7 protein-coding genes are annotated in these 5,175 nt (G+C 41.9%); 2 read left to right on the forward strand and 5 right to left on the reverse strand.

The window, feature by feature from the left end; genetic code table 11:
• The 3 genes from ACFIQE_RS08645 to ACFIQE_RS08655 form a co-directional block, all read right to left on the reverse strand.
• On the reverse strand, positions 1-155 hold a 155-nt coding region (locus ACFIQE_RS08645; protein WP_375707550.1), incomplete at its 3' end, for a phage tail assembly protein.
• Positions 156-157: 2 nt separating this feature from the next.
• A complete protein-coding gene (locus tag ACFIQE_RS08650) occupies positions 158-664 on the reverse strand; it encodes a phage major tail tube protein (protein ID WP_375689351.1) in 507 nt (168 codons plus the stop codon).
• Positions 664-1,875: a phage tail sheath subtilisin-like domain-containing protein gene (locus tag ACFIQE_RS08655; protein WP_375707548.1), complete on the reverse strand. Its 1,212-nt coding sequence runs from the start codon at positions 1,873-1,875 to the stop codon at positions 664-666. The genes ACFIQE_RS08650 and ACFIQE_RS08655 overlap by 1 nt, the downstream gene beginning before the upstream one ends.
• A gap of 164 nt (positions 1,876-2,039) precedes the next feature.
• Between ACFIQE_RS08655 and ACFIQE_RS08660 the strand changes: the two genes are divergently transcribed.
• Entirely contained in the window at positions 2,040-2,354 is a 315-nt protein-coding gene (locus ACFIQE_RS08660) for a type II toxin-antitoxin system HigB family toxin (RefSeq protein ID WP_317993618.1), read from the forward strand.
• The gene (locus ACFIQE_RS08665) at positions 2,351-2,707 is read left to right on the forward strand and encodes a type II toxin-antitoxin system HigA family antitoxin (RefSeq protein WP_375624310.1); all 357 of its coding nucleotides are present in this window, start codon (positions 2,351-2,353) and stop codon (positions 2,705-2,707) included. Before ACFIQE_RS08660 ends, ACFIQE_RS08665 begins: the two co-directional genes overlap by 4 nt.
• Before the next feature lie 97 nt (positions 2,708-2,804).
• Here ACFIQE_RS08665 and ACFIQE_RS08670 read toward each other — a convergent pair whose 3' ends face one another.
• Positions 2,805-3,623 carry a DNA adenine methylase gene (locus ACFIQE_RS08670; RefSeq protein ID WP_375635109.1) on the reverse strand — a complete coding sequence of 273 codons (819 nt, stop codon included), beginning with the start codon at positions 3,621-3,623 and terminating at the stop codon, positions 2,805-2,807.
• A 540-nt stretch (positions 3,624-4,163) separates the two neighbouring features.
• Positions 4,164-5,175 (reverse strand): Bgr_08870 family protein (locus ACFIQE_RS08675; protein WP_375707549.1); only part of this gene is annotated, 1,012 nt, incomplete at its 5' end.

Here is a 5,175-nt window from a genome sequence, read left to right on the forward strand (position 1 = left end):
GCGATCATAGCAATTGTTTGCTCTACGCCTTCTTTTTTGTCGATTGCTTGCAAATCTTTTGTTTTGGGGCGCCGTAAGGTAATTGTGGTGTGCTCTTTTTCTTCAAAGGCAATGGGTATCAATAATTTATGTGTAATGCTTGTTTGGACGGTCATTTTTATAATCCTATATTTTCTCTATGGTCTGCGAGTTGATTGACGCCATTGAATTTTCTCACCAAGTTGAGGACATCTATCTCAACGATTTCAACGTCCTTCTGGACATATTTGAAATATTGCAATGTGAAGGTAGTTGTGGATGTTGCTTTGCTGCCCGGTTGCCATTCTGCCATTTCAAAGCCTTTGCATAGTCCTCTCATGGTAATGACAACACCTTCTGCTGGTGTGCCTTGCGCTTGCATTGAACTTCGTAATGAAATGTTGACATCGGTGCGCCCCAACAGTGCCATCAACTCTGGAGAGCAATCAGAAATGGTCATGCTAAGCGTGAGGGTTTCAAGACCAAGGTCAACTTCAATGGAGCTATCCATGCCACCGCCGCGATAACTTTCAACAACCAAACTCAAATTCGGTAGGGTGACACTTTCACATTTTGCCTGATAGGGAATGCCGTCGACAAAAATGTTAAAATATTTCAAAACTCTTGGTAAAACAGGTACGGTCATTAAAAGATCTCCTCTAAGTAATCATTCACAATGCGTGAACGGAACGTGATGTGTTCTGCGGGTGTTGTGGGGGTGAATTCGACATTGAAATAGACTCTACCGCTTTCAATAGCGCTTGCTGTATTAAGCTCTAGATCAGGCGTACAGCGCCCACCAAGAATGGCGCCTTGTGCTTTCAAATCACGCAAATAGGCATTAACGCTTTCGCTTACGTCATGCATGTAGGTTTTTTTGATATTGCGGTCGACAGCCCATAGATGCCCGCGCAAAATGGCATCATTGATCATATCTGCGGTGCGTACTACGGATAAGAAAGCAAACTTTGTATCACTTGAAAGGGTGCGATTACCCCAAAGACGATAACCATTTTCGCGGATAATTGTTGTGATGTTTTGTTCGTTAAGAAGGTTAGCGCGGCTTGATCGATCACCAATGGAAAAATCAATGGGGCGTGCAATACCAACAATGCCATTGATCACTTTATTGGAAGGAGAATGCCAAAAACCGTGTGTAAAATCAGTTTTAGCAATGACACCTGCAACCGCTGTACTTGCTGGCTGTTCTATGATTTTTCCATCACGATTCACCTTTACAAAAGGGTCAATGATAATGGCGCGTTTTGAATCAAAATCCTTTGCTGTGCTAAGGGCTGCTTCATCTGTCGTGTTTGGTGCATCAAGCACCACAATAGCACGCAGACGCTCTGCAATGCCAATGAGTTCTGCTGCGACGGGGTTGGCAGTTGCATCAGTTCCATTCTCTTCAATATTCACACTGGAAGGGCGTTGATGTGTAAAGCCTGGCGCAATCAGAATGCGTGGTGTTTGTCCTACAATGGATTGTGCTCCAATCAAAGCATGAACACCTTCATAAGCGCCATTTGCGTTTACACCACCCAGAATATTGGTGAGTGTTGCATTTTCGTTGTCACCCTCGTTCACGCGTACGACAACGACAATTGCCCCTACTTGTTTAAAAATAAGATCAAGGGCATTGGGTAAGGTACCTTGACGCTTACCCGTTTTATCCAGTTTTGCAGCTTGTGAAAGAGAACCCGTTACCAAAACGGGTGTATTAAGGGGAAATGCTTGTTCATCTGCATCGGGTGCTGTGCCAACAATCCCGATAACGGCAGACTGAACCGCGCGAAGGGGGCGGGTGCCGTCGTCAACTTCAACGACTTCAACACCGTGTAGAAAACCTGTTGCCATACTTTATGCTCCTTTAAATGGTTGGCTAATGAAATGAATGGGAAAAATGAGAGGTAAAGAGCCGCTCTTGAGAAAGGTTTGTTTTCAACAAGCACTTTCTTTTTATAAATATCTTGACTTGGTCCCAAAATGGTACTAAGATTGATAAAAATCAGGATAAACTTATGAAAATTGTTAAAATCTCCACACTTCAAACTTTTTGGGCTCGATATCCTGATGCTGAACAACCGTTAAAAGCATGGGTAGATGAAGCTAAAAATGCGCAGTGGCGTTCTCCTCATGACATTAAAGAGAAGTATAAAAATGCAAGCATATTAAAGAATAATCGTGTTGTTTTTAATATTAGAGGCAATGATTATCGTTTAGTTGTTTCAATCTTTTATCCAGCAGGTTGGCTTTATATAAAATTTATAGGGACACACAAACAGTATGATGCAATTGATGCTAATACTGTAGAACTAAAGGAATTTAAGAAATGAATATCAAACCAATTCGTACAGAGAGAGAGTATCAAGAAGCTTTAGAAATTGTGTCTGCAATGTTTGACAATCAACCTAAAGAGAATACTCCAGAATTTGATCAAATGGAGGTTCTTGTGTTGTTGATTGAAGCGTATGAAGCAGAACACTATCCTGTTTCTCCTCCTCACCCGATTGAAGCTATTAAATTTAGAATGGAACAAATGAACTTAAGTGCTAAAGATCTCGTTCCTGCGATTGGTCATTTAAATCGTGTTTATGAAATCTTGAGTGGTAAAAGAAAATTAACACTGCGCATGATTAAAAACTTGCACCAACAGTTCAATATTCCACTAGAAAGTCTGATAGCTTAGGTTTTATACTAATTTATTTTTTTGAAAGATTTTTAAGGGGTTTCAAAAGGTCTTCAAAGATCATTTAAAGACCCTTTAATATGTATTATTTCTCGTTTTAGAAATCGCAATTTGAGATGATCAGCTCTTGAGCCGGCATTGGATTATTTGAACCACATGTATAAGATGTATTCACTTCTTTTAGTTTAAATTGGCTAAAGGTTTTTCGGATCTCTGGCACATCATTGAGAGACAGAACAAACTTTCCCTTTAATTGTGCAAGCAGTGTGGACATCGTCTGGTAATCCTCTCGCTTAAACAAATCCTTGCCATAGCAATTCTCAACGCCCCAATAAGGTGGATCAAGGTAAAACAAGGTCGTTGGCCGGTCATAACGCCTGATAAAATCAAACCAATCTAAATGTTCAATAGTGACACCTGATAAACGCCGGTAAATAAGCTTTAAGAACCCTTCAAGTTTGAAAGAGTTAAACCGTGCACCACGGTGGGGATCAACTCCAAAGGTACGCTTTGCCACCTGCCCACCAAAACTCAACCGCTGTAGATATAAAAACCGCAAAGCTCGCTCTAAATCCGTAAGCGTCTTTGGATCTTGTAACGTAAAACGTTGAAACGCCTCACGGCTGCTAATCTGGAACTCCAACAGATCCATAAAAGGGTGATAATGGCGTTGCAACACCCGAAAAAAATTCACCACATCGCCTGAGCGATCATTGATGACTTCATATAAGGGAATCAATTTCCGCCTAAAGAATATTCCTCCCATGCCAACAAAAGGTTCGGCATAAGTGCGATGGGGAATGCCTTCAATGATTTTGATAATGGTTTTTGCCAACTTTATTTTGCCACCAACATAAGCGGCAGCTGGTTCTATAGGATCAATAGATTTTAATTTTTCTTTACAAAGTATATCCATCATTTTTTAACACTCTTCCATCTATATTAGCCATCTTCTCACTGTTTCCAAGTGAGAAGAAGTGGCTGCGATGTTGAGTTGAGTTGCATCGGACGGGGTTGTTCGCAAAACTAAGTCCCGTTGGCTGGACAACCAGCCCAGCCTCTATTTTTTGTTCCGTTCTCCTTGTTTTTGAGTTTTTAGGATAATTGCTGTGGGTTATCCGCTAGATTTCTCATAGCGATAGGTTATCAGAGCGGCTTGCTAAGAGCCGTTAATCTCTTTACAAAACTTTTGGAATAGAAGAGGGAGCACGCCGTGATTTCGGGGCTTCTTCTAAAGATAAAGAATGATTTTGCTATAGTGCGATAGAGAGTATTTACTTTTGTTGCCATTTTGCTCTCCAAATCAATAGAGAAACAATAACAACAAGAGCTGCCTTTCATAAAACTGACACTGTCAGTCAAAAAGCTCTTTAAAGGGCTTTAAAGGGCTTAAAATCATACAAGCCAGCTTATACAACAGCTATCCATTTGACTTGCGCTATCTTTGGTTATGTATTTAATCTTTCCACAATCTTATGAGGACAGCGCCATCAGCTCCAGCGCCGCTTGGAGAGGAATCTCCATGAGAGCCAGCACCACCACCACCAAAACCACGCCCTGCTTTTCCCGAACTATAGGAACCTTTGCCGACTCCTCCAGAGCCACCACGTGATGTATCACCTCCAGCATCGCCTCCATTACCGCTTGTTTTACTCGTAATTCCATTCGTTCCAGCATAACCATTTCCGCCTTTGGCAATTCCTGGATGTTCATCCGTTGCTAAACCAAAGTTTCCACCTGTTCCTCCAGCACCGCCATCGCCTGAATAGAAGGAAGTCGTACTCCCAGTAATCGAGTGAGAGATACGGGCGTCAGCTCCCCCACCACCCTTTCCTCCGGTAGCGGTAATAAAATTTTTGCCAATGGTTGTTGTTTCTCCAGGCTTACCGCTTACAAAATTCTTTGCAATAGAAGCCCCTCCTTTACCAATGATGATATCTTCATGACCATTTAAACTGGCTTTATAGCCATACCAGACTGAACAACCGCCACCGCCGCCACCTCCTCCTAATCCTATCCCAAACGCTCTACCACCACTACCTCCACCACCCCAAGCTTGGATCTCAACTTTAGTTTTATCGGTGACCCAGATGGGCCACTGAATTTTCCCATCCTGTGTATAGAGCAATTCAGCATCAGCAAGAGCCGGCCAATTTGTGATTTTATCGATCAAATCTTTTTTAAGACTCTTTATTTGTGCCAAAATGGCGGCATCCACTTGCGCCTTCGTATAAACAACATCACCATCAACTCTCAAAGGTCCTTTCAAGGTACTTCCATTTGTGCTTAAACTTGTCACCGTTTCACCATTATGAATAAGGCTAAACGACGAATTACCCAACAGTTCTAAGCCACCACTCATAGTGACTTTGCTGGTAAATTTATTATAACTTTGCCATTCATTTGGGCTGGCTAAGCGACCATAGCTTGTGAGATCTTCATTGATCTTGGCTCTAAAATCATCAAGC

The sequence above is a fragment of the Bartonella sp. AA1HLJMS genome, from assembly GCF_042197445.1.
Classification (GTDB): Bacteria; Pseudomonadota; Alphaproteobacteria; order Rhizobiales; family Rhizobiaceae; genus Bartonella.

What these genes read in the sequence shown, in the direction of transcription:
- ACFIQE_RS08650 (WP_375689351.1), bottom strand. Translation starts at nt 664, where the DNA reads ATGACCGTACCTGTTTTACCAAGAGTTTTGAAATATTTTAACATTTTT.
- ACFIQE_RS08655 (WP_375707548.1), bottom strand. Translation starts at nt 1,875, where the DNA reads ATGGCAACAGGTTTTCTACACGGTGTTGAAGTCGTTGAAGTTGACGAC.
- ACFIQE_RS08660 (WP_317993618.1), top strand. Translation starts at nt 2,040, where the DNA reads ATGAAAATTGTTAAAATCTCCACACTTCAAACTTTTTGGGCTCGATAT.
- ACFIQE_RS08665 (WP_375624310.1), top strand. Translation starts at nt 2,351, where the DNA reads ATGAATATCAAACCAATTCGTACAGAGAGAGAGTATCAAGAAGCTTTA.
- ACFIQE_RS08670 (WP_375635109.1), bottom strand. Translation starts at nt 3,623, where the DNA reads ATGGATATACTTTGTAAAGAAAAATTAAAATCTATTGATCCTATAGAA.